The sequence below is a fragment of the Metapseudomonas boanensis genome (assembly GCF_018704125.1).
Taxonomy (GTDB): Bacteria; Pseudomonadota; Gammaproteobacteria; order Pseudomonadales; family Pseudomonadaceae; genus Metapseudomonas; species Metapseudomonas boanensis.
In genome coordinates this window covers 44,493-68,321 of sequence record NZ_JAGTIS010000004.1, presented here as the reverse complement: position 1 = coordinate 68,321, position 23,829 = coordinate 44,493, and the positions used below count along the sequence as shown (strand labels likewise).

The 23,829-nt window shown below is 62.0% G+C and carries 21 protein-coding genes; 6 read left to right on the top strand and 15 right to left on the bottom strand.

The genetic code is table 11. The features are described 5' to 3' along the window. Nucleotides 1–44: 44 nt before the first annotated feature. The 7 genes from J7302_RS09655 to gcl form a co-directional block, all read right to left on the bottom strand. The gene (locus tag J7302_RS09655) at nt 45–1,043 is read right to left on the bottom strand and encodes a sulfate ABC transporter substrate-binding protein (RefSeq protein WP_215373217.1); all 999 of its coding nucleotides are present in this window, start codon (nt 1,041–1,043) and stop codon (nt 45–47) included. A 239-nt stretch (nt 1,044–1,282) separates the two neighbouring features. Continuing rightward, the gene (locus J7302_RS09650) at nt 1,283–2,197 is read right to left on the bottom strand and encodes an urea transporter (RefSeq protein WP_215373213.1); all 915 of its coding nucleotides are present in this window, start codon (nt 2,195–2,197) and stop codon (nt 1,283–1,285) included. 151 nt (nt 2,198–2,348) lie between these two features. Further along, nucleotides 2,349–3,764, bottom strand: a complete 1,416-nt coding sequence (gene pyk / locus J7302_RS09645; protein ID WP_215373211.1) for a pyruvate kinase — start codon at nt 3,762–3,764, stop codon at nt 2,349–2,351. Beyond that, entirely contained in the window at nt 3,761–5,035 is a 1,275-nt protein-coding gene (locus tag J7302_RS09640) for a glycerate kinase type-2 family protein (RefSeq protein ID WP_215373207.1), read from the bottom strand. The genes pyk and J7302_RS09640 overlap by 4 nt, the downstream gene beginning before the upstream one ends. Nucleotides 5,036–5,296: 261 nt before the next feature. Beyond that, nucleotides 5,297–6,187, bottom strand: a complete 891-nt coding sequence (locus tag J7302_RS09635; RefSeq protein WP_215373205.1) for a 2-hydroxy-3-oxopropionate reductase — start codon at nt 6,185–6,187, stop codon at nt 5,297–5,299. A 16-nt stretch (nt 6,188–6,203) separates the two neighbouring features. Then, complete coding sequence (gene hyi, locus J7302_RS09630) at nt 6,204–6,986, bottom strand: hydroxypyruvate isomerase (protein ID WP_215373203.1); 783 nt, start codon at nt 6,984–6,986, stop codon at nt 6,204–6,206. A 91-nt stretch (nt 6,987–7,077) separates the two neighbouring features. After that, nucleotides 7,078–8,853, bottom strand: coding sequence for a glyoxylate carboligase (gene gcl / locus J7302_RS09625; protein ID WP_215373201.1), 1,776 nt, complete (start codon nt 8,851–8,853; stop codon nt 7,078–7,080). 360 nt (nt 8,854–9,213) lie between these two features. Between gcl and J7302_RS09620 the strand changes: the two genes are divergently transcribed. Beyond that, nucleotides 9,214–9,651 carry a GlcG/HbpS family heme-binding protein gene (locus J7302_RS09620; protein WP_215373199.1) on the top strand — a complete coding sequence of 146 codons (438 nt, stop codon included), beginning with the start codon at nt 9,214–9,216 and terminating at the stop codon, nt 9,649–9,651. A gap of 268 nt (nt 9,652–9,919) precedes the next feature. Here the strand turns inward: J7302_RS09620 and J7302_RS09615 are convergent, their stop codons facing one another. After that, nucleotides 9,920–10,549 carry a TetR/AcrR family transcriptional regulator gene (locus J7302_RS09615; protein WP_215373197.1) on the bottom strand — a complete coding sequence of 210 codons (630 nt, stop codon included), beginning with the start codon at nt 10,547–10,549 and terminating at the stop codon, nt 9,920–9,922. Between the two features lie 202 nt (nt 10,550–10,751). Here J7302_RS09615 and moaA point away from each other — a divergent pair, with 202 nt between their 5' ends. The 5 genes from moaA (at nt 10,752) to J7302_RS09590 (ending at nt 16,215) form a co-directional block, all read left to right on the top strand. Beyond that, nucleotides 10,752–11,747 (top strand): GTP 3',8-cyclase MoaA, encoded by a 996-nt coding sequence (moaA, locus tag J7302_RS09610; RefSeq protein ID WP_215373195.1) that lies wholly within the window; start codon nt 10,752–10,754, stop codon nt 11,745–11,747. Nucleotides 11,748–11,907: 160 nt separating this feature from the next. After that, nucleotides 11,908–13,266: an 8-oxoguanine deaminase gene (locus tag J7302_RS09605; RefSeq protein ID WP_215373193.1), complete on the top strand. Its 1,359-nt coding sequence runs from the start codon at nt 11,908–11,910 to the stop codon at nt 13,264–13,266. Between the two features lie 68 nt (nt 13,267–13,334). Next, nucleotides 13,335–14,153, top strand: a complete 819-nt coding sequence (locus tag J7302_RS09600) for a substrate-binding periplasmic protein (protein WP_215373191.1) — start codon at nt 13,335–13,337, stop codon at nt 14,151–14,153. Nucleotides 14,154–14,535: 382 nt separating this feature from the next. Next, nucleotides 14,536–15,282, top strand: a complete 747-nt coding sequence (locus J7302_RS09595) for a hypothetical protein (RefSeq protein WP_215373189.1) — start codon at nt 14,536–14,538, stop codon at nt 15,280–15,282. Nucleotides 15,283–15,405: 123 nt separating this feature from the next. Continuing rightward, a complete protein-coding gene (locus J7302_RS09590; RefSeq protein ID WP_215373187.1) occupies nt 15,406–16,215 on the top strand; it encodes an outer membrane protein OmpK in 810 nt (269 codons plus the stop codon). Nucleotides 16,216–16,373: 158 nt separating this feature from the next. On the opposite strand, the gene J7302_RS09585 is transcribed toward J7302_RS09590, so the two are convergent. The 7 genes from J7302_RS09585 to puuE form a co-directional block, all read right to left on the bottom strand. After that, nucleotides 16,374–17,225, bottom strand: a complete 852-nt coding sequence (locus J7302_RS09585) for a nucleoside-binding protein (protein ID WP_215373185.1) — start codon at nt 17,223–17,225, stop codon at nt 16,374–16,376. Nucleotides 17,226–17,511: 286 nt separating this feature from the next. Further along, nucleotides 17,512–18,858, bottom strand: a complete 1,347-nt coding sequence (locus tag J7302_RS09580; RefSeq protein ID WP_215373183.1) for a nucleobase:cation symporter-2 family protein — start codon at nt 18,856–18,858, stop codon at nt 17,512–17,514. A 197-nt stretch (nt 18,859–19,055) separates the two neighbouring features. Next, complete coding sequence (locus J7302_RS09575; RefSeq protein ID WP_215373181.1) at nt 19,056–20,345, bottom strand: urate hydroxylase PuuD; 1,290 nt, start codon at nt 20,343–20,345, stop codon at nt 19,056–19,058. 52 nt (nt 20,346–20,397) lie between these two features. Continuing rightward, on the bottom strand, nt 20,398–20,901 hold the full coding sequence (locus J7302_RS09570; RefSeq protein ID WP_215373177.1) for an ureidoglycolate lyase: 504 nt from the start codon (nt 20,899–20,901) through the stop codon (nt 20,398–20,400). Between the two features lie 143 nt (nt 20,902–21,044). Next, complete coding sequence (gene alc / locus J7302_RS09565; protein WP_215373174.1) at nt 21,045–22,040, bottom strand: allantoicase; 996 nt, start codon at nt 22,038–22,040, stop codon at nt 21,045–21,047. Between the two features lie 55 nt (nt 22,041–22,095). Beyond that, nucleotides 22,096–22,611, bottom strand: coding sequence for a 2-oxo-4-hydroxy-4-carboxy-5-ureidoimidazoline decarboxylase (uraD, locus tag J7302_RS09560; RefSeq protein ID WP_215373171.1), 516 nt, complete (start codon nt 22,609–22,611; stop codon nt 22,096–22,098). Continuing rightward, on the bottom strand, nt 22,608–23,537 hold the full coding sequence (gene puuE, locus J7302_RS09555) for an allantoinase PuuE (protein ID WP_215373168.1): 930 nt from the start codon (nt 23,535–23,537) through the stop codon (nt 22,608–22,610). The genes uraD and puuE overlap by 4 nt, the downstream gene beginning before the upstream one ends. Between the last annotated feature and the right edge of the window lie 292 nt (nt 23,538–23,829).

The following is a 23,829-nucleotide window of genomic DNA, read 5'->3' as shown; positions in this document are numbered from 1 at the left end:
CCTGAGGAGTGATGCCCTGCCCGCGATCGGGCAGGGCGAACGGGTCATTGCCCGGTGTAGACCTGGTCGAACACGCCGCCGTCGTTGAAGTGCACGTTCTGCACGTCTCGCCACTCACCGAAGGTCTTCTCTATCGAGAAGAAGTCCACTTTCGGGAAGCGGTCGGAGAACTTGGCGAGGATTTCCGGGTTGCGTGGGCGCAGGTAGTTGTTGGCGGCGATGGTCTGGCCTTCGTCGCTCCACAGGTACTTCAGGTAGGCCTCGGCGGCGGCGCGGGTACCTTTCTTGTCCACCACCTTGTCGACCACGGCAACCGGCGGCTCGGCCTCGGCCGAGACGCTGGGGTAGACCACTTCAAAGCCGCCGCGGCCGAATTCGCGGGCGATCATCTCGGCTTCATTCTCGAAGGTCACCAGCACATCGCCGATCTGGTTCTGGATGAAGGTGGTAGTGGCGGCGCGACCGCCGGTGTCCAGCACCGGGGCCTGCTTGAACAGCTTGCCGACGAAGTCCTTGGCCTTGTCCTGGTCTCCGCCATTTTTCAGCACGTAGCCCCAAGCGGAAAGGTAGGTGTAGCGACCGTTCCCGGAGGTCTTCGGGTTGGGTACCACGACTTGCACGCCATCCTTGAGCAGATCCGGCCAATCCTTCAGGCCCTTAGGGTTGCCCTTGCGCACGATGAACACGGTGGCGGAGGTAAAGGGTGCGCTGTCGTTCGGCAGGCGGCTGGCCCAGTCTTGCGGCACCAGGCCGCCATGATCGGCCAGGGCATTGATGTCCGTGGCCTGGTTCATGGTGATCACGTCGGCCGGCAGGCCGTCGATCACTGCGCGAGCCTGTTTGCTGGAGCCGCCATGGGACATCTGCAGGTTGATGCTCTCGCCATTCTCCTGCTGCCAGTGCTTCTGGAATGCGGCGTTGTAGTCCTTGTAGAAGTCGCGCATCACGTCATAGGAAACGTTGAGCAGGGTAGGCGCAGCCTGAGCGGCACTTGCCAGGGCCAGGCCGGCGGCCAGCAGGGAGGCGGAGAACAGTCGTTTCACAGGGAGTTCCTTCTGGGGGGCAGTGTGACGACGTGACTATATCCGGCCTTTTTATATTCGTTTAATACTAAAAAAATATTTGTTTATTCATGTTTGTTTTCATGAAGGCATTCCCCTGGAGGGGCGAATTCATTTGCCAGGCAGGTCTGCCGAGAGGTTGCGCGGGGCGCGTTGTGGCCCTTTGCGAAGGAATTTGCACCCACCGATGGAGTACGGCCTCAAGGAGTGGGGTTACTGGTTCACTCCGGCAAGCGCCGCAGGCTTGGCAGAATGCAGCGCAGCAGAAGCGTGCTGGCCAACACCAGCCAGCAGGCAAGGATGAAGGGGGCCGTCATGGCGGGCAGGCCTAGCACGGCAAAACCGGGTTGTAGCAGAACACTCAGCAACACACCGGCAAGCACGGCCCAGGGTTGGCGGAAGTCCTTGCCCAACGCGATAGCGACCAGGGCGCCATTCAGCCCGTACAGTCCGGCCAGCAGGTCTTGCTCGGGTAGCCCCTGGAGCGTAGCCAGGCTAAGCGCCAGGGCAGAGCCGAAAAGTGCCCAGGCGGCCACGCGCCAGTTGGCCGCCAGCAGTGCGGTGAGCACACAGGCACCTGGCAACGGGGCATTGAGGAAAATCACCTGGCCAATTCCACGCACGACCGCCAGCGGTGTGCCAATCCAGCCGTGCTGCAACAGTTCGTCGGCCGATGCTGCGCTGGGGACCAGCTCCAGCGGCCCGCCCAGAGCTAGCCATAGCCAGCCGAAGCTGACGAAGGGCAGCGTATAGGCCGGCAGCCACCTGCGCTGGCGTGCGGCTGCAAGCAATGGATTGAGCAACAGTGAGGACATCCCGCCGGCGCACAGGATAACCAGCGCCAGATAGAGCGATGGCTCGAATCGTGCGCTGAGCAGCAGACCCAGCAGCACGCCGTTGTAGCCGTAGAGCCCGGCTTCGATGTCTTCCTTGCGATATCGCCGTCGAACGGCAGTGAGCCAACCGGCGGCACCACCCAGCAGTGCACCACCGAGCAGGGCAGGGGCGCCCAGCGCAATGGCAAGCAGGATCAGTGCGCCGCAGCCAGGGTGGCGCTGCAGGAATATCTGGCTGAAACCGTTCAATTGGGCCGAGGCCCAACTACGGACTTCAGGTCGTAGAGGCAGTCGATACATGGCAGTTCTGAAAAAAATCGCCCAGTCGTTTCGAACCGGGCATCTATTCCTGTAGCGAAGCTTGCTCGCGAGGGGCCGAGCGAAGCTTCGCTACAGGTGCTGCATTGGAGCGCAGGTTCTCTATGGACCCCGTCGCTTCGGGTGTTTCAAATCAGTTCAGCGTTTCGATCCGCAGGCTGTTTGTGCTGCCCGGCTGGCCGAACGGCACGCCGGCGGTGATCACCACGGTATCGCCACGCTTGGCCATGCCTTGGGCCTGGGCTATCTCCAGCGCTGTGCTGGTGACTTCCTCGACCTTGTGCAGACGTTCATTGACGACCGAATAGATGCCCCAGGCCACAGTCAGGCGACGTGCGGTGTTGAGATTCGGCGTCAGGCTGAGGATCGGCGCCTTCGGGCGCTCGCGGGAGGCGCGCAGACTGGAGCTGCCGGACTCGGTGTAATTCACCAGGGCCGCCACCGGCAGGATGCTGCTGATGCGGCGGATGGCGCAGCTGATGGCATCCGAAGCGGTAGCCTCGGCCTGTGGACGGCTGACGTCGAGCTGGCTCTGGAAGTCCGGACCGTTCTCCACCTGGCGGATGATCTTGCTCATCATCTGCACGGTTTCCAGTGGGTAGTCGCCGGAAGCAGTCTCGGCGGAGAGCATCACCGCGTCGGTGCCTTCGGCCACGGCGTTGGCAACGTCAGTCACTTCAGCGCGGGTCGGTGCCGGGGAGAAACGCATGGATTCGAGCATCTGGGTGGCCACCACCACCGGCCGACCAAGTTGGCGGCAGGTGCGAATGATGTCCTTCTGGATGCGCGGTACGTTCTCGGCCGGTACTTCCACACCCAGGTCGCCGCGAGCCACCATGATGGCGTCGCAGAGGCGGGCGATTTCTTCGAGGTGTTGCACCGCAGAGGGCTTCTCGATCTTGGCCATGAGGAAGGCGCGACCCTGGATCAGCTCGCGGGCTTCGACGATGTCTTCAGGACGCTGCACGAACGACAGCGCCACCCAATCCACGCCCAAATCCAGGCCGAAGGCAAGGTCACGACGATCCTTGGCGGTCAGCGGGCTGAGTTGCAGCACCGCTTCCGGTACGTTCACACCCTTGCGGTCGGACAGTTCGCCACCGGCTACTACTTTGGTGTCCACGCCATCGGATTGCTTGGCGATCACCTGCAGGCGCAGACGACCGTCGTCCAGCAGCAGGTTCATGCCGGGCTCCAGCGCCTCGATGATCTCGGGGTGCGGCAGGTTGACCCGGCGGGCGTCACCCGGGGTGCTGTCCAGGTCCAGGCGGAAGGCCTGGCCGCGCTCCAGGTTCACCTTGCCATCGGCAAAGCGGCCCACGCGCAGCTTTGGCCCTTGCAGGTCCATGAGGATGCCGATGGGGTAATTCAGCTGGCGCTCCACTTCGCGCACCCATTCGTAGCGTTGGGCGTGGTCGGCGTGTTCACCGTGGCTGAAGTTGAGGCGGAACAGGTTGACGCCGGCTTCCACCAACTGGCGGATGTCGTCGATGCCTTTGATCGCCGGCCCGAGGGTGGCGAGGATTTTTACTTTCTTGTCAGGCGTCATTTTTCAGGGCTCTCGAGAATCAGGATGGCGCGGAAGTCGTTCACGTTGGTGCGGGTCGGCTCGGTTACGATCAAATCACCCAGTGCGGCGAAGTAGCCGTAGCCGTTGTTGTTGTCCAGCTCGTCGCTGGAGCTGAGGCCGAGCTTGGCGGCGCGGCCGTAGCTGCACGGGGTCATGATGGCGCCGGCATTGTCTTCCGAGCCATCGATGCCGTCGGTGTCGCCAGCCAGGGCATAGACGTCGGGCAAGCCTTTCAGGGTATTGGTCAGGCTCAGCAGGAACTCGGCATTACGCCCGCCGCGGCCATCGCCGCGTACGGTCACGGTGGTCTCGCCGCCGGAGATGATTACGCACGGCGGCTTGATCGGTTGGCCGTGAAGGACTATCTGCCGGGCGATGCCGGCGTGGACCTTGGCCACCTCGCGGGATTCGCCTTCCAGATCGCCGAGGATCAGTGGGGTCAGGCCGGCGGCGCGAACCTTCTCGGCGGCGGCGTCCAGGGATTGCTGGGGCGTGGCGATCAGTTGGAAATGGCTGCGCGACAGGCAGGGATCACCGGGCTTCACGGTTTCCGAGCGCGGGTCTTGCAGCCAGGTACGCACATGGGCCGGAATCTCGATCTCGTAGCGGGCGAGAATGGCCAGGGCTTCGGCAGAGGTGGTCGGGTCGGCCACGGTGGGGCCGGAGGCGATCACGGTGGCCTCGTCGCCGGGCACGTCGGAAATCGCGTAGGTGTAGACGGTGGCCGGCCAGCAGGCCTTGGCCAGGCGGCCGCCCTTGATCGCCGAGAGGTGCTTGCGCACGCAGTTCATCTCGGAGATGGAAGCGCCGGACTTCAGCAGGGCCTTGTTGATCGCCTGCTTGTCCTTGAGGGTCAGGCCTTCGGCGGGCAGGGCGAGCAGGGAGGAGCCACCGCCGGAGAGCAGGAAGATCACTCGGTCGGACTCCGACAGCCCGCTAACCAGCTTGAGCACGCGCTGGGCGGTTTCCAGGCCGGCGGCATCCGGTACCGGGTGGGCGGCCTCGACGACTTCGATCTTCTTGCAGTCGGCACCGTGGCCGTAGCGGGTCACCACCAGGCCGGAAATCTCGCCCTGCCATTCGCGCTCGATCACCTCGGCCATGGCTGCGGCGGCCTTGCCGGCGCCGATGACGATGACGCGGCCGGAGCGGTCGGCGGGAAGGTGGTCGGCCAGCACCTGGCGTGGGTGGGCGGCGGCGATGGCGGTGGCGAACAGGTCGCGCAGGAAGGCTTTGGGATCGAGGGACATGGCTGGCTCCAGGTGGCCTGATGCTTCTTGTAGGACGGCATGCCGGCGAGTGGAATCGCTGGGCGTGTCTGGCCGATTTCAGTCCCGAACCGCCGCGCGCAGCGGCTCGGGACTGGAATCGACCTTCCTGGTCGTTGGCGCCGTGTCACCGCGGACCAGGAGGGTCGAAAGGGGTCGTAGGACGGGAAGAGCGGGCGCTGGCCATCGCGGGAGCTGCCGGATCGATGGGCAGCGCTGGCGCTCATCCCGTCCTACGAAACATCACTCCTCGCGAATCGAGAAGTTGGCCATGTGCTCCAGGCCCTTGATCAGGGCGGAGTGGTCCCAGTTGCTGCCGCCGAGGGCCGCGCAGGTGCTGAACACTTGCTGGGCGTTGGCGGTGTTCGGCAGGTTCAGGCCCAGTTCGCGGGCGCCGGACAGTGCCAGGTTCAGGTCCTTCTGGTGCAGGCTGATGCGGAAGCCCGGATCGAAGGTGCCCTTGATCATACGCTCGCCGTGGACTTCGAGAATCTTGGAGCCGGCGAAACCACCCATCAGTGCTTCGCGTACCTTGGCTGGGTCGGCGCCGTTCCGGGCGGCGAACAGCAGGGCTTCGGCAACGGCCTGGATGTTCAGGGCAACGATGATCTGGTTGGCGACCTTGGCGGTCTGGCCGTCACCGTTGGCACCCACGCGGGTGATGTTCTTGCCCATGGCCTGGAACAGCGGCAGGGCGCGTTCGAAGGCGTTCGGGCAACCACCGACCATGATGCTCAGGGTCGCGGCCTTGGCACCGACTTCACCGCCGGACACCGGGGCGTCCAGGTAGGCAGCGCCGGTCGCCTTGATCTTCTCGGCGAAGGCCTTGGTGGCGGTGGGGGAGATGGAGCTCATGTCGATCACGACTTTGCCGGCGCCAACGCCTTCGGCCACGCCGTCCTTGCGGAACAGTACGTCGTCGACCTGGGGGGTGTCCGGAACCATCACGATGATGAACTCGGCTTCCTGGGCAACTTCTTTCGGGTTGGCCAGGGCGACGCCGTTGTCACCCAGCAGGTCGGCCGGAGCCTTGTCGAAATGCTCGGAGAAGAACAGGGTGTGGCCGGCTTTCTGCAGGTTCTGAGCCATGGGCTTGCCCATGATGCCGGTGCCGATGAATCCGATCTTGGCCATGTTGAATACCTCTTTCTTAGATGGCGTTATGGGTTTTCAGCCAGCCCAGGCCGGCAACGGTGGTGGTAGCCGGCTTGTATTCACAGCCGACCCAGCCCTGGTAGCCAATGCGGTCCAGATGCTGGAAGAGGAAGCGGTAGTTGATCTCGCCGGTGCCCGGCTCGTTGCGGCCCGGGTTGTCGGCGAGCTGCACATGGTTGATCGCGGCCAGGTTGGACTCGACGGTACGCGCCAGGTCACCTTCCATGATTTGCATGTGGTAGATGTCGTACTGCAGGAACAGGTTGGCGCTGCCCACTTTTTCGCGGATGGCCAGGGCCTGCTGGGTGTTGTTCAGGTAGAAGCCGGGGATGTCGCGGGTGTTGATCGCTTCCATCACCAGCTTGATGCCGGCGGCCTCGAGCTTCTCGGCGGCGTACTTCAGGTTGTCGACGAAGGTCTTTTCGATGGTCGCGCAGTCATGGCCTTGCGGGCGGATGCCAGCCAGGCAGTTGATCTGCGTGTTGCCCAGCACCTTGGCGTAGGCGATGGCTTTGTCCACGCCAGCGCGAAACTCTTCCACACGGTCCGGGTGGCAGGCGATGCCACGCTCGCCCTTGCCCCAGTCACCGGCGGGCAGGTTGAACAGCACCTGTTCCAGCTTGTTGGCGTCCAGGCGGGCGCGGATTTCCTCAACCGGGAAATCGTAGGGGAAGAGGTATTCGACACCGCTGAAACCGGCTTCGGCAGCGGCGGCGAAACGGTCCAGGAAGTCCACCTCGGTGAACAGCATTGACAGGTTGGCAGCAAAACGGGGCATGAATTTCTCCTCAATCTTGTTCCCCTCTCCCGGCGGGAGAGGGGAGTTGAAGGCCCTCTCCCACCACGAATAGGAGAGGGGAGTCAGGCGATCAATCCAGCAACGAGATGGCGGTCGGTGCGTCGGCCCCAGTCAGGGCCAGTTCCTCGAACTCGTTGATGGCGTTGATCTCGGTGCCCATGGAGATGTTGGTGACGCGCTCCAGGATGACCTCCACTACGACCGGTACGCGGAACTCTTCCATCAGTTGCTTGGCCTTGGCGAAAGCCCCTTGCAGTTCGTTGGCGTCCGATACGCGGATCGCCTTGCAACCCAGGCCCTCGACCACCGCGACGTGGTCCACACCGTAACCGTTGAGCTCCGGCGCGTTGACGTTCTCGAAGGACAGCTGCACGCAGTAGTCGATTTCGAAGCCACGCTGCGCTTGGCGGATCAGGCCCAGGTAGGAGTTGTTCACCAGCACATGGATGTAGGGCAGGTTGAACTGCGCACCCACGGCCAGCTCTTCGATCATGAACTGGAAGTCATAGTCACCGGACAGGGCAACAACCGGGCGGCTCGGATCGGCTTTGACCACCCCCAGGGCAGCCGGAACAGTCCAACCCAGCGGGCCGGCCTGGCCACAGTTGATCCAGTGGCGCGGCTTGTACACGTGCAGGAACTGCGCGCCGGCAATTTGCGACAGGCCGATGGTGCTGACGTAGCAGGTGTCCTTGCCGAAGAACTCGTTCATCTCTTCATATACGCGCTGCGGTTTGACCGGCACGTTGTCGAAGTGGGTCTTGCGCTGCAGGGTACGCTTGCGGTCGCGGCAGGCTTCGACCCAGGCGCTGCGGTCCTTGAGCTTGCCAGCGGCTTTCCACTCGCGGGCCACTTCGAGGAAGGCGTCCAGCGCGGAACCGGCGTCGGACACAATGCCCAGATCCGGAGTGAATACGCGACCGATCTGGGTCGGTTCGATGTCCACGTGGATGAAGCGGCGGCCCTGGGTGTAGACGTCGACGGAACCGGTGTGGCGGTTGGCCCAGCGGTTGCCGATGCCGAACACCAGGTCGGATTCCAGCATCGTCGCGTTGCCGTAGCGGTGGGAGGTCTGCAGGCCACACATGCCGGCCATCAGCGGGTGGTCATCGGGGATGGTGCCCCAGCCCATCAGGGTCGGGATGACCGGAACGCCGGTCAGCTCGGCGAACTCAACCAGCTTCTCGGAAGCATCGGCGTTGATGATGCCGCCACCGGCGACGATCAGCGGACGCTCGGCGTCGTTCAGCATGGCCAGAGCCTTCTCGGCCTGGATGCGACTGGCGGACGGCTTGTTGACCGCCAGAGGCTGGTAGGCGTCGATGTCGAACTCGATCTCCGCCATCTGCACGTCGAATGGCAGGTCGATCAGCACCGGGCCGGGACGGCCGCTGCGCATTTCATAGAAGGCTTTCTGGAAGGCGTAGGGCACTTGGCCCGGCTCCAGGACGGTGGTCGCCCACTTGGTCACCGGCTTGACGATGCTGGTGATGTCGACGGCCTGGAAATCTTCCTTGTGCAGGCGTGCACGCGGAGCCTGGCCGGTGATGCAGAGGATCGGGATGGAGTCGGCAGACGCCGAGTACAGGCCGGTGACCATGTCGGTGCCTGCCGGGCCGGAGGTGCCGATGCACACGCCGATGTTTCCCGGGTTGGTGCGGGTATAGCCCTCGGCCATGTGCGAGGCGCCTTCGACGTGACGGGCCAGTACATGGTCAACGCCGCCGATCTTGTTCAGCGCTGCGTACAGCGGGTTGATGGCGGCGCCGGGGATGCCGAACGCGGTGTCGATGCCTTCGCGACGCATCACCAGGACGGCAGCCTCGATTGCTCTCATTTTGGCCATGTTTTGTGCCTCTTTCTTGTGAAAATTGTATACAAGCTACGTGGCTGGATTCTATTCAGCAGCTGACTGAAGGGTCAAGGCCATTTGTGTGGTTGAAGGTCGCAGGAGCGAGATTCTTTTAAAACGCCCGTTTTATGGGCATTTACCAGGCTTGCCAGAAAGCTGACGATAGCACTGTATACAAAAAATAATCATATTGTATCTATTGGTTGATTTTTTTGTGTTCGGTGGGATAGTGAGTCAAAGCATTCAGATGCGTCTGGCGCTTGGGTAGGACTTCCCCTGTACGGCTTGAGGGCCGGCAAACCCAGGCAGTTCCGGCGCCGCAAAAGGTCCAACCACTCACGAGGAACGCTTTAAATGAGCACTTTGACCCTGGAAACCGCTGTGACCATTTCCAATCATGCTTTGGCCACCGGTCGTGAACTGCGCACCGCGCCGCTGACCATTGCCGTGCTGGATGCCGGCGGCCACCTGATCACTCTGCAGCGTCAGGATGGCGCCAGCATGCTTCGTCCGCAGATCGCCATCGGCAAGGCATGGGGGGCCGTGGCACTGGGCAAGGGCTCGCGCCTGATTGCCGCCGATGCGCAGCAGCGCCCGGCCTTCATCGGCGCGGTGAATACTTTGGCCGACGGCAACCTGGTGCCGGCACCGGGGGGCGTGCTGATTCGTGATGCGCAAGGACAAGTGATCGGCGCCATCGGCATCAGTGGCGATACGTCGGATATAGATGAGCAGTGCGCGGTGAGCGCGGTGGAGGCTGTCGGCCTGAAGGCGGATGCCGGCGCGGCCTGATGCTTGGTGGGGCTGCTGCGCAACCCTCAGCGAATGAATTCACCCCCACAGGGTTTGTGCCAGCCAGCACCTGCCCTGTGGGGGTGAAGTCTTTTGGTCCCCCGGTAGCGCTAGCCGGGGGTGAAATTCGGGATGGGTTGAAGCTCACCCCCCTGCAAGGTGAGTGAGGGTTGCTGCTCTTTTGTGGGGGCGAATTCATTCGCTGAGCAGCCCGAAGGGCTGCCGCGGTTTAGAGCGCAGAGGCTGGCGTTGCTTTGTTGGAGGGGCTTCAGGCGCTCCTGGCCTGTGGCCTTTCTTCCACTTCGCAGCCCTTGATCACCAGGCGGATGATGGTCTCGGCCGCGGCGTCGTAGTCGGCGTCGCTGAGGGTGGCCTTGCCGGTGACGGTGGAGATCTGCCAGTCGAAGTCGGCGTATGTCTGGGTTGCGGCCCAGATGCTGAAGAGCAGGTGGTGCGGGTCGACGTTGGCCATCAGCCCTTGGTCGATCCAACGCTGGATGCACTCGATGTTGTGTCTGGCCTGGTCGTTCAGTTGCTGGGTCTGTTCGGCGGAAAGGTGTGGCGCGCCGTGCATGATCTCGCTGGCGAATACTTTGGATGCATAAGGCAGTTCGCGGGAGATACGGATCTTCGAGCGTATGTAGGCCGTGAGCACGTCATATGGGTGTCCCGCCTGCTTGAAAGGCGCAGATGCTTGCAGCAGCGGCTCGACGATGCTCTCGAGGACCTCGCGGTAGAGGTTCTCTTTCGACTTGAAGTAGTAATAGACGTTGGGTTTGGGCAGACCAGCCTTGGCCGCGATGTCGCTCGTCTTGGTGGCGGCGAACCCTTTGTCGGCGAATTCCTCGCTGGCCGCGCGCAGGATGAGGTCTCTGTTGCGCTCGCGAATGCTGCTCACATCGGCTCCTTGTTGGACTCGTCCGGGACGCCGGAAAGGCCGGCCGGCGAGAGGTCGGGCATGGTATCACCGGCCTCGCGGGGCTCTCAAGCGAAGGCCGGAGGCAGATTCCTGTATACAAAAAAAAGGTTTTCTGTTTCTATTCGGCATCCGTCCATGTCGCCGGTGTCCTGACCGGTGCGTGTTGCGGCAGACTTCACCCATGCAAGACACACACTTGCTCGACCCTTTCGGTCGACGAATCACTTACCTGCGTCTGTCGGTCACCGACCGCTGCGACTTTCGTTGCACCTATTGCATGAGCGAGGACATGGTCTTCGCTCCTCGCGCGCAGATCCTCAGCCTCGAAGAGCTCTATACCGTCGCCGATGCCTTCATTGGCCTGGGTGTCCGGCGCATTCGTATCACCGGCGGTGAGCCATTGGTGCGCAAGGGCCTGACCTCCCTGCTGACGCGCCTCGGCGCCCGCGACGAACTGGATGACCTGGCCATCACCAGCAACGGCTCGCAGCTCGAGCACATGGCCCATGAGCTTCGCGAAGCAGGCGTCACCCGCTTGAACATCAGCCTCGACTCCCTGCAACGCGAGCGGTTTGCAGCCTTCACCCGCCGCGACCGCCTCGACCAGGTTCTGTCCGGCATCGACGCCGCGCGCGTTGCCGGTTTTCGTCGCATCAAGCTCAATACCGTGGTGCAGAAGGGGCGCAACGACGATGAGGTTCAGGACCTGGTCGCCTTTGCCGTCGATCGCGGCCTGGACATCAGTTTCATCGAGGAGATGCCGCTAGGCAGCATTTCCAGTCACGAGCGCAAGGTCACCTTGTGCACCAGCGAAGAGGTGCGCGAGCGGGTCGAGCAGCGCTTCCAGTTAGTGCCCAGCAGTCACCGCACCGGCGGGCCGTCCCGCTATTGGCAGGTGGTCGGCAGCGACACCCAGGTCGGTTTCATCTCTCCCCATAGCCGCAATTTCTGCGGCGACTGCAACCGTGTGCGGGTCACGGCCGAAGGCAAGCTGGTGCTCTGCCTTGGGCACGAAGGAGCGCTGGACCTCAAAGCGTTGATCCGCCGTCATCCTGGCGATGCCGAGCGGCTGCGCGCTGCGCTGATCGAAGCGCTCAGGCTCAAGCCGGAGCGACATCACTTCGATGCGTCCGAACAGGTCCAGGTAATCCGCTTCATGAGCATGACCGGCGGCTGATCAAGGCCCTCGTGTTAGCCGTGGCGGCGTTGCTCCATCTCGCCGTACTGATCGTACTGTCTTCGGTGAAGCGCCTTGCCAGGGCGTCCACGAGAACCTTGATCCCTCTCGAACCAGATTCCGAAAATAATTGTGCCCGCAAGGGCCGAGGAGAACATGCATGCCCAGAACACTCTTGGTGAAGAACGCCGACTTGCTGGTGACCATGGACGGCCAGCGCCGGGAAATCCGGCAAGGGGGAATGTTCATCGAGGACAACCGCATCCTCCAGGTCGGGTCGAGTGCCGAACTGCCCCAGACGGCGGACGAGGTGCTGGATCTTGCGGGAAAGATCGTCATCCCCGGCCTGGTCAACACCCACCACCACATGTACCAGAGCCTGACGCGGGTGGTGCCGGCGGCGCAGGACGGCGAGTTGTTCAACTGGCTGACCAATCTCTACCCGATCTGGGCGCGGCTGACGCCTGAGATGATCCAGGTCTCCACCCAGACCGCGATGGCCGAGCTGATCCTTTCCGGCTGCACTACCTCCAGCGACCATCTGTACATTTACCCGAATGGCTGCAAGCTGGACGACAGCATCCACGCCGCTGGCGAGATCGGCATGCGCTTCCACGCCGCGCGTGGCAGCATGAGCGTCGGCCGCAGTCAGGGCGGCCTGCCGCCGGACTCGGTGGTGGAGAAGGAAGCCGACATCCTCAAGGAGTCCCAGCGCCTGATCGAGGACTATCACGACGCCTCCCACGGCTCGATGCTGCGGGTGGTGGTGGCACCGTGCTCGCCTTTCTCGGTGAGCCGCGACCTGATGCGCGAAGCCGCGGTGCTGGCGCGCCAGTACGGGGTGTCGCTGCACACCCACCTGGCGGAGAACGTCAACGACATCGCCTACAGCCGCGAGAAGTTCGGCATGACTCCGGCCGAGTATGCCGAGGATCTGGGGTGGGTCGGCCATGACGTCTGGCACGCCCACTGCGTGCAGTTGGACGAACACGGTATCGAGCTGTTCGCCCGCACCGGTACCGGCGTTGCTCACTGCCCCTGCTCGAACATGCGCCTGGCCTCGGGCATAGCTCCGGTGCGGCGCATGCGCGATGCCGGTGTGCCGGTGGGACTCGGCGTGGATGGTTCGGCCTCCAACGACGGCGCCAGCATGATCGGCGAGGTGCGCCAGGCCCTGCTGCTGCAGAGGGTTGGCTTCGGCCCCGATGCCATGACGGCTCGTGAAGCCCTGGAAATCGCCACCCTGGGTGGTGCCAAGGTGCTCAACCGTAACGATATCGGTGCGTTGGCGCCGGGCATGGTCGCCGACTTCGTCGCCTTCGACCTGAACCACATTGCCTATGCCGGCGCGCTGCACGATCCGCTGGCGGCCCTGGTCTTCTGCACGCCGACCCATGTGTCCACCAGCGTGATCAACGGCAAGGTGGTCGTCCGCGATGGCCAGTTGATGACGGTCGACTTGCCGCGGGTGCTGGAGCGCCACAACCAGTTGGCCCGCCAACTGGTCTCTGGGGAGTAAGAGGCCTACAGGAGCGGGCCAGGCTCGCTCCTGTAGGTCAGCGTCTCAATAAGAACAAGGAGAAGGTCATGAAGCCTCTTGCGTTTGGCTGGCTGCTTGCCGGCGTCTTGTACATCGATTGCAGTCAGGCCGAGACCCTTGTGGTCGGGGTCGAGCCCCAGGATTTCCAGCCTCACTACTGGGTGGACGAAAGCGGCGAATATCGGGGCTTTGCCCGCGACTTGCTGGACCTGTTCGCCCGCGAGAACAAGTTGGATATTCGCTATCAGCCACTACCGGTCAAGCAGCTGACTCAGCACCTGCTCAACGGCAGTGTCGACTTCAAGTACCCGGACAATGTCAATTGGGCCCCTGATCTGAAACAGGGCAGGGCGGTCAGCTACAGCCAGCCGGTGGTGGCGTATGTGGACGGTGTGCTGGTCGCGCCGGAGCGGCAGGGCCGGGGGCTGGACCAGCTCGCGCGCCTTGCGGTGGTGGACGGCTGGACACCCTGGAGCTACCAGGACCGCATCCAGGGCGGGCAGACCCAGGTGGTGCGCAGCACAGGCCTGGCGCAGATGATCAAGCAGGCCATGAAGCGGGAGGCTGACGGTGCCTACTACAACGTGGTGGTCGCAACCTTCTATCTGGACAACATAAGAGCTCGCCCCGGCGCCCTGGTGTTTGACCCCAAGCTGCCGCACACCCGAGGTACTTTCAACCTCTCCAGCGTCAAGTACCCCGAATTGATCGGGCGTTTTGACCACTTTCTCACTGAACACCGGGACGAGGTGGCGACGCTCAAGGCGCGCTACCAGGTGGAGGCCAACCTCGATTCCGAATACCTCGGGATGGAGCAGTGGAAGGTGGACTTTCTCAAGCGACAGCGGGACAAGGCTACGCCCTGACGGCCTGCACGGATCTGTCGGCTGGATTGGGCTAGCGCAGCTATTCCAGCCGATGGCATGCCGTTCTGATCAGCTATCACACGCGCAACCTGATCAGTGATTGATGAATGGCCAGCACGCAGCTGCATAAGGCTCTACGCCCTCTACGGAGGTAGCGTTCTGTCTCGATATGCGGGAAGTTCGCTGAGATCGGGGGATGGGATTGGCTCGACTGAAACAATATTTGTACACAATTAATGTGGAAAATGTTGTTAGAGATGTTCACAACGTGTATATAGTCGGAAAAACCTGACTTCTGAATCAGTTTTTGACTGAGATAGAACCCAGGGTGTGAACACCCTGTAAGCCCATGACCGACAAAAACAATAGGCAGGCTTTACTCATGAGTGCATCCGATCTGTCCGTAGATCGCCCCGACCTCATCTACGGGTTGAACGACACAGCTGGATTCAGAGCTTCAACCTTTGCCGCCATCCAGCTCGTCCTCGCAAGCTTCGTTGGCATCACCACGCCGACCCTGATCGTCGGCAGTATGCTCGGGCTGCAAAGTGATATTCCGTTCCTGATCAGCATGGCGTTGCCCGTGTCCGTCTTCGGCGCTTTCGTCCAGGTGCGCCGCTTCGGCCCGGTCGGTTCCGGCCTCCTGTACATGCAGGGCACCATCATCTCTCTCGTGGTCTTGTTGCTGCTCAAGATGTCCATGACAGATATGGCCGGGGGCTTTGGTGCAGCCGACCTTGGCTCGCTGAGCAATCTGGGTCTGGCTGGACTCGTGCTGGGGGCCATTGTCATCTTCTATCGCTTCGACAATCCGCTGCTACGCCTGTCGCCCATCATCATGGGGCTTGGCCTTGGCCTTGGCTTAGCCGGTGTGCCGGAGGTGCTTCACGAACTGCCCAAGGCCTTGCAGAGCATTTTCGAATCGCCAATGGCTGTGGGGGCATTCAGCGCCATCCTGCTGAGTTTCATCCTGCCGGATGAGCATGTGGAGATCGAAGAAAACGAATTCGAACCCAGGGCCTCGATGATCGAGGCCCTGCAGAACCCGCAAGACGAAGCCGAACAGCGCAATGCTGAAGACAGCCCGTCCGGCATTGGCCACCAGATCAGCCGCGGATATTCCGGCTGACGCGAGGCGCCAAACCCTCTCCAGTTCCGCAGCTGTTCCTTGCCTGCCCTCCATGCTCCGGGGCGGGCTGGGGGTGGGTGCGGGTCGGAAAAACCTGAAACCCACTACAACAAGGGAAACCCCATGAAATTGAAGTATCTGCCGCACTGCCTCGCCCTCTCGACCGGCCTCCTGGCGGGCGGCCAGGCCACGGCCGACGACCTGCTGTTCTGGCAGAACAACAGCCTGACCTACCTCTACGGCCAGGATTTCAAGATCAACCCGGAAATCCAGCAAACCGTGACCTTCGAGCATGCCGATGGCTGGAAGTACGGCGACAACTTCTTCTTCCTCGACAAGATTTTCTACAACGGTGACAAGGATGCTCTCGTCGGCGACAACACCTACTACGGGGAATTCCAGCCGCGCTTGTCGCTGGGCAAGATCTTCGACCAGAAGATCCAGTTCGGCCCGGTTACCGACGTGTTGCTGGCGATGACCTACGAGTTCGGCGAAGGCGACGTCGAGTCCTACCTGATTGGCCCAGGTTTCGACCTGGCCATTCCCGGCTTCGATTACTTCCAGGTCAACTTCTACAACCGCCAGACCGATGGCAGCCGTCCTGGCGACGACGTTTGGCAGATCACTCCGGTGTGGAGCTACACCATCCCGGTGGGCAACTCCGACATCCTGATCGACGGCTTCATGGACTGGGTGGTGGACAACGACGAGAACGATCGCGGCACCTACCACGCCAACCTGCACTTCAACCCGCAGGTGAAGTACGACTTGGGCAAGTCGATGGGCTGGGGTGAGAAGCAGCTCTACGTCGGTTTCGAGTACGACTACTGGAAGGACAAGTACGGGATCGACAGCGAGAGTTTCCTCGGCGACGAGATTCTTGACGGCACCAACCAGAACACCGCCAGCCTGCTGGTCAAGGTGCATTTCTGATCGCCACGAGCGACAGGGCAGGGGGATGGCGCATTGCGCCATCCCTTTGGCCCGAAGGGGAGGGGGGCATGCCACCGCAGCACTGTTCTGTTTCTGTGACGCTGGTTCCCTTCAGTTGGCGGAAGATGGAAAGAGCCCGCCTTGCGGCGGGCTCCAGGTCAGAAGGTGAATTCCAGGTTCACCGTTGGCGTCGAGGTCCGGCTGCCCCGGCCTCCGTCCACGCCGAACTTGTTGTGCCAGTACTCGTAGCCGACGCCGAGCCAGAGGTTCGGCTTGGTCTTGGCGCCAGGCAGTGCGGCCACCATCAGCGAGGTGCGCATCAGAGTTTCTGGGGCGGTGTCCTTGTCGAAGTAGTCCTCGCCTTTCTCCCCGACGTAGTTGACGAAGCCCTGGAACTTGGCGTTGTGGTCGCCAAGCGGGAAAGGCTTGAGCCAGGTCAGGTTGACCATGTAGGTAGAATCGAACGTGTGGTCCGGATGGCGCGCGCCGGGAATTCCCGAATGGTTCTTCTCGCGGTAGTACATCAGGCTCAGGTCGAGGACACCGGCGCCGTTGAACTTCAGCGTCGGGCCGAACACGAGGGCGCGTTTCTTGGCCGAGGCGCGGTTGTTGTTGCGGTTGGCATCGAAGCCAAAGGTGAAGGCGTAGTCCTTCACCAGGCCGGTCCCCAGCGGCTGGTCGAATACCCGCGAGGCGAACAGCTGGTGTCGATACACCGCGTAGACCTCACTGCCGCCGTGATCGGTACCCTTGCGCGGGTCGCGGCTGTCGGAGAGGAACACGTCCAGATTGAAGAAGTTACTGCCATAGCGGTACCCGTCAGCGTGGGTGAAGCTGTACACGCGTTTGGCAAACTTGTCCGGGTTGTTCGGGTTGGTGAACTGTTGGCCATAACGGAAGCCGACACTGTTGTTCATCCATTCGAAGATCTTGCCTTGTTCAGCGGCAAAGCCAGCCGGGCTGGCGGCGATCAAAGCGGCGCCAAGCGCCAGTCTGCGGTAACGAAGCATTCGGATTCTCCTTCTTGTTGTATTTCTGGAAGCGTGAAGAGGTCGCAATGCGTTTCGGCGTGGCTACCCATACGGGCAGGACCTTACTCGCCGAGAATGTCGAGCAAGAGGTTCAGCACTTCATGAATTCCTGTGCATAGAGCCTCCGGCAAGCCGATCCTGTCCGGCGACCCCGCGCGGGCGCGGGCCGGTCAAAGACGGCAAGGTTTAAAAGAGCCCGCCGGGTAGGCGGGCTATGGAGTCCCGGATAAACCTCTTGGGTTCAACCGGATGGGAGCAAATACGCTCAGTGAGCCGCGCAGTGCTGGCTGCGATCCTTCTCGCCGAGAATGTTGAACAGCAGGTTGAGCGTCAGGGCGCTGACGGTGGCCATGGCGATACCGCTGTGGGTGATGGGTTCCATCCAGTGCGGAAGTTGGGCGAAGAACTCCGGGCGGACGACCGGTGCCATGCCCATGCCGATGCTGACGGCGACCAGCAGCTGGTTGTGGCGATCGGTGATGTCCGCTTCATGGAGGATCTTGATGCCGGTGGCAGCGACCATGCCGAACATGGCGATACCGGCACCGCCGAGCACGGCCGGCGGAATCGAAGCCACCAGGAACGCAGCCTTGGGCAGCAGGCTCAATACCACCAGGAACAGGCCGGCGACTGCAGTCACGTATCGGCTGCGCACACCAGTCATTTGCACCAGGCCGATGTTCTGGGCGAACGAGGAGTGGGTAAAGGTGTTGAAGAAGCCCGCGAAGAACGACGCGCCGGCATCGCAGAGCAGTCCGCGGCGCAGGGCTTTGGGGCAGACTTCACGTCCGGTGATCTTGCCCAGGGCGAGGAACATGCCGGTGGACTCGACGAAGATGATCACCACCACCAGACACATGGACAGTACGGAGGCCAGTTCGAACTTGGGCATGCCGAAATGCATTGGCTCCACTACCTGGAACCAGGGCGCCTTGTCCAGGCCGCTGAGGTCGACCATGCCGCAGGCTCCTGCCAACAGGTAACCCAGGCTCATACCGATCAGCACCGATACGTTGACCCAGAAGCCCTTGAGGAAACGGTTGACCAGCAGGATCGCACCCAGCACCAGGGCCGCAATGGCCAGGTACTCCAGCGCGCCGAACTGCGCGGCCTTGCTACCGCCTCCTGCCCAGTTGACGGCTACCGGGAACAGCGTCAGGCCGATCGAGGTGATCACCGTGCCGGTCACCAAGGGTGGGAAGAAACGAACGATGCGCGACATGAAAGGCGCGATCAGCAGGCCGAAGAAGCCCGCGGCGATCGTTGCGCCGAAGATCCCTTGCAGGCCGACTCCGGGCATGCCGGCCATCACCACCATGCTGCCGACGGCGGCGAAACTGGCTCCCATCATCACCGGCATGCGAATGCCCATGGGGCCGATGCCGAGGGATTGCACCAGGGTGGCAATACCGGCCACAAGCAGGTCCGCGTTGATCAGGAAGGCGATTTCCTCGCGTGACAGGCCGGCGGCCTGGCCGACGATCAGTGGCACAGCGACGGCGCCGCCGTACATCAGGAGAACATGTTGGATACCAACCAGGAAGAGCTGCATCAGGGGCAGCCGCTGGTCAGCGGGCGAAAGGGGGGTAGCTGGCTCATTCTGAGCGGTCATGCAACACCTCGGCGCTTTTGTTCTTTTTAGTCGCTTAGGCGACGCTGCACCGGGTGGATGCTGCATCGTCGGGTATTCATGTAGCGGGCTGGGCCAGTCCTGCCCAGCCGGGGTACTGCTGGTAAAAAGAAGCCCGCCTTGAGGCAGGCTTATTGAAAACGGGTCCTGCTTGGGGTCAGGACCCGCCGTGGTATCGCTTACTGGGTCTTGGCGCCTTGGGCAATCCAGCGGCCGATCAGGTCACGCTCTTCCTGAGTCATCTGGGTGATGTTGCCCAGTGGCATGATCTGACTAGCAACAGCCTGGGCCTGGATTTTCGGAGCGAGCATCTGGATCTGCTGCGGAGTGTCCAGCATCACACCACCCGGTGCCGCGGTGAACATCGGGCTGGTGGGTTTGGCTGAATGGCAGACAGTGCAGCGTTCCTGGATGACGCTATGGACCTTGTCAAAGCTGGTGGAGCCATTGCTGGTCTGGGCAGGTGCAGCAGCAGGTGCAGCAGATTGCTGGGCAGCAGCAGCCGGCGTTTCGCTGGTCGCAGATGCTGCGGCTTCGTTGCTGTGCTCTACAGCCAGGCTCGGTTCGGCTTGCTTGTAGTTGGGCGCGGTGACGAAGGCCAGGCAGATCATGCCCAGGGCGCCGGCCGGCAGGGTCCAGGCGAACTTGTTGCTGTCGTGGCGGGTGTTGAAGTAGTGACGTACCAACACTGCGATCACCGCGATCCCGGCCAGGATCAGCCAGTTGTATTGGCTGCCATAGGTGCTCGGGAAGTGGTTGCTGATCATGATGAACAGCACCGGCAGGGTGAAGTAGTTGTTGTGGCGCGAGCGCAGCAAGCCTTTGGCCGGAAGCACCGGGTCCGGAGTGCGGTTCTCTTCGATTGCCTTAACCAGCGCGCGCTGGGCCGGCATGATGATGCGGAACACGTTGCCGACCATGATGGTGCCGATCAGGGCGCCGACATGGATGTACGCGCCACGGCCGCTGAATACCTGGGTGAAGCCCCAGGAGGCGCCGACGATCAGTACGAACAGTACGAGGCCGAGCAGGGCAGGGGTCTTGCCCAGCGGCGAGTCGCACAGGAAGTCATAGATGAACCAGCCAGCGATTAGTGCGCCGACGCCGATGGCGATGGCAGCTGCGGGGGCCAGGTCGCTACCGGGGGCGATCAGGTACAAGGTCGGGTTCAGGTAGAACACCACGGTCAGCAGGGCAACGCCCGACAGCCAGGTGAAATAGGCCTCCCATTTGAACCAGTGCAGGTTGTCCGGCATTTTCGGCGGGGCGAGCTTGTATTTCTCCAGGTGGTAGATGCCACCACCGTGGATAGCCCAGAGGTCACCCGAGAGCCCATCGCGCGGGTTCTTGCGGTTGAGGTTGTTCTCCAGCCAGACGAAATAGAAGGATGCGCCGATCCAGGCGATGCCGGTGATCATGTGAACCCAGCGGATGCTCAGGTTCAGCCATTCGGTCAAATGTGCTTCCACAGTTGTTACCTCTTTCCCGCCGACCGGCACGCCGATCGTTGGGCTTCTCTTATTAGTGGTGGGGGTCGAGGAGCAGTTGCTCGTCCTCAGTGAAGTAATGCTCGTCGCAGTTGTTCCCGGAACCACTGCGATCAACCACCAGGAAGTCATCCCGCTTTTCGATCGTCAGCACCGGGTGGTGCCAGACGCCGCGATGGTAATTAACGCCCTGCCTGCCATTGCTGAGGAAGGCACGGACCAAGCCCGGTACAGGTACATCGCCAAGTGGCGCGACCACGACCAGAAAGGGGTTGCCGAGCAGCGGTATGAACGCTTGGCTGCCCAGCGGATGGCGCTCCAGCATGCGTATGCGTAGCGGCATTTCCAGGGACTCGGCGCTGAAAATGCTGATGATCGCCCGATCCTCCGGCTGCGCGGTCTCCACGGTTGCCAGCTTGTGGTAGCGGCGGGTGGAGCCGTTGTTGATCATGAAGTATTCGCTGCCTTCGGTTTCGATCACATCTCCGAAGGGGGCGAAGGCTTCTTTGGTCAGGGGCTCGATCTTCAGGGTACGCATGGCTGTTCTACTTGTTCAGTTCAGTTCATCCCCCCCTCCCTCCGGGAGAGGGGGCAGGGGTAAGGGACGCCGTGCCTTGCACGGAGCATCCCTCATCCGCCCCTTAGGGGCACCTTCTCCCAGCGGGAGAAAGGGTCAAACGCTTACTTCGCCACCTTGCCGAACAGGCGCAGACGGCTTACGCCACCGTCCGGGAACACGTTCAGGCGCACGTGGGTCACCGGGCCAAGGGCTCTGATCTGCTCGGCGAACTCATGCTCGGCGTGCATCGAGAGTTTCTGGCTCGGCAACAGCTCGCGCCAGTACAGGCTCTGGGTCTCGATCTGGCTGTCGGTGCCGCCTTTGACGTAGGCCGCCTGGATCGAGCAGCTGTCCGGGTAGTTGCCCTTGAAGTGCAGGGTATCCACCACAATACGCTCGATTTCGCCCGGATGGCCCAGGGCGACGATCACCCAGTCGTTGCCCGGGGTACGGCGACGGGCGGTTTCCCAGCCATCGCCCATGTTGATGCCACGGCCCGGGTTGAGGATGTTGCCCATGCGGCCGAAGTGCTCGTCGGAGCAGGCAAGGGCGCGACCACCATTCAGCGCTGCTGCCAGGTCGACCTGCTCGTTGTCGCCGATCGCGGACCAGTCGCGGAACGGGATACCGTACACGCGCAGGCGGGCCACGCCACCGTCGGGATAGATGTTGAACCGCAGGTGAGTGAAGGCCTGCGCGTTGGCGATTTCGTGGTAGTGGTGGCTGTTGCCCTTCAGCTCCACGGACGGCAGTACTTCGGTCCACTCGGTAGCGTCGGTCGGGTCGCCTTCTGCGACGAAGCAACCTTCCAGCGAGGCGGACGGCGGGAAGTTGCCGGTGAAGTGGCTGGTATCGATGTCCACGCCCTTGATCGAGCCCGGTACGCCCAGGCGAATTACGGCGTAGTCGTAGCCTTCGAAACGCTTACGGCGGGATTCCCAGCCGTCCATCCACTTGCCGTTATCATCGAAAACGCCCTCCTTCCAGACAGCCGGAGTCGGCTGGAACAGTCGGTTTACGTCAGCGAACCAGTCGTCGGTGACGAAGATGGCCTTGGTGCCGAGACGGGCGTCGGCGAGGTTGACGTATTTCTCGAACGGGACGGCGTAGCTTTTCATCTGTTTTGTCTGCCTTGAATTGAGGGCGATATGGAGGGAGCGGTGCGCCTGCGACTTACATTTGCTGCAGACGGAACAGCGCGATCTTGTTGATCTCGACCAACGCCCTGGAAAACTCGGCTTCGGGGGAGTTGTGGATGCGCTCCTCGAATGCCGCCAGGATCTGGTGCCGGTTGCTGCCTTTCACCGCCATGATGAAAGGAAACCCGAACTTGGCCTTGTAGGCGTCGTTCAGCGCGGTGAAGCGAGCGAACTCTTCAGCCGTGCATTGGTGGATGCCGGCACCGGCCTGTTCGGAGGTGCTGGCTTCAGTCAACTCGCCACGAACGGCGGCCTTGCCAGCCAGGTCCGGGTGAGCGTTGATCAGCGCCAGCTGGGCTTCATGGCTGGCGCTGAGCAACAGGTCGGCCATGCGCTGATGCAGGCCGTCGATGTCGTCGATGCTGGTGTCCTGACCCAGGTCGAAGGCCTTCTCGGCTACCCAGGGCGAGTGCTCGTAGATGTCGGCGAAGGTCGTGACGAAGGCCTCGCGGGACAGGCAGGACGGAGTGCAGGTCTGGAAGCGGCTCATTTCGCTTGCTCTTTGAAAGGGTGGGTGGCGTGCCAGTGGCGGGCGATGTCGGCGCGGCGGGCGAACCAGACTTTCTCATGGCCCTTCACGTAGTCGATGAAACGCGCCAGGGAGGCGATGCGTGCCGGACGGCCCAGCAAGCGGCAATGCATGCCGATCGACAGCATCTTCGGCGCGCCAGCGGCACCTTCGGCGTAAAGCACGTCGAACGCGTCCTTCAGGTATTGGAAGAAGTCGTCGCCCTTGTTGAAGCCCTGCACCTGGGTGAAGCGCATGTCGTTGGTATCCAGGGTGTAGGGGATAACCAGGTGCGGCTTGTCAGTGGGGTTGTTGGGTTCCCAGTAGGGCAGGTCATCGTCATAGGTGTCGGAGTCATAGAGGAAGCCGCCTTCCTCCATCACCAGGCGACGGGTATTGGGGCTGGTGCGGCCTGTGTACCAGCCCACCGGGCGCTCTCCGGTCAGTTCGGCGAGGATGCGGATGGCCTCGAGCATGTGCTCGCGCTCCTGGGCCTCGTCCATGTACTGGTAGTCGATCCAGCGGTAGCCGTGGCTGCAGATCTCGTGGCCGGCTTCGACCATGGCGCGGATCACGTCGGGATGGCGTTGCGCAGCCATGGCCACGGCGAAGATGGTCAGCGGAATGTCATGACGCTTGAACAGGTCGAGCAAACGCCAGACGCCAGCACGGCTGCCATATTCGTATAAAGACTCCATGCTCATGTTGCGCGCGCCTTGCAGCGGCTGGGCGGCAACCATTTCGGACAGGAAGGCTTCGGACTCCTTGTCGCCATGGAGAATGTTGCGTTCGCCACCTTCCTCGTAGTTCAGCACGAAGGACAACGCGATACGGGCCTCACCCGGCCATTGCGGATGCGGAGGGTTGTTGCCATAACCGATCAGGTCGCGTGGGTAATCAGCGCTCACTGCAGTCTTCCTTTCTAGTCTGTTGGACGGTCATCGCCGTCCTGGAATGGAGGTGCGATCACGGATGGGGTGATTGTATACAAATTGATTTGCGTTTTGTAAATCAAAACTTTGCCAAATTCGTTACCGCCTGTCCAAGCAAGAAACTTGCCCGATCGGTCAAGTCATGGTGGCGTAAAGCCCGGAACCTGGCCTTTCCACTCGCAAACCAAAGATCGGCTATACCTCGGGTGAGGTATTCGGATTGGAGGTTGATATTGTGTACAATTTTCTTTGTTTGTGTCTTACATTT